This window comes from Flavobacterium undicola (assembly GCF_009909155.2).
Taxonomy (GTDB): domain Bacteria; phylum Bacteroidota; class Bacteroidia; order Flavobacteriales; family Flavobacteriaceae; genus Flavobacterium; species Flavobacterium undicola.
In genome coordinates, this window is sequence record NZ_JAAAPM020000079.1 from 1 (window position 1) to 414 (window position 414).

The following is a 414-nucleotide window of genomic DNA, read 5'->3' on the forward strand; positions in this document are numbered from 1 at the left end:
GAAGATACTCATAAGGCAAGCCTTCGGATTTTAATAAAAAACGAAGCCCGTAAACACAATGCTTAAAATACGTTTGAGAAGGTGTTTTAGACTTTTTTTGAAGATAAAACAGGTAGTCATGAACTTGCTCGGCATCGAGCTCCGTTGGAATTTTTCCAAAATACAAGGAAATAGAAGCTACGTGACGAGAATAATTAGTAAAAGTACTTTGGCTTCGACCTAAGACCGAAACCGTGCGCTCAAAACGAGCTAGTAGCTCCTCAAAACCGGGAACTTCTCGTTTGGCTTGATTGAGAATTTTATTTTCTCTTAAATCTTCTGGATGCTTTTTTTTGTAGCCATAACTTACGAAATTTAATTATATTCGTAAGGTACTAAAACTACGGTAAGTGCTACCGAAGGTTTAGTTCAACA

Annotated in this window: 1 protein-coding gene; it reads right to left on the reverse strand. The window is 37.0% G+C overall.

All coding sequences use genetic code 11. From position 1 onward, the window contains the following. The coding region (locus tag GTZ96_RS18505) for a phage integrase N-terminal SAM-like domain-containing protein (RefSeq protein ID WP_394368025.1) at positions 1–298 on the reverse strand (298 nt) is incomplete at its 3' end. Positions 299–414 lie beyond the last annotated feature (116 nt).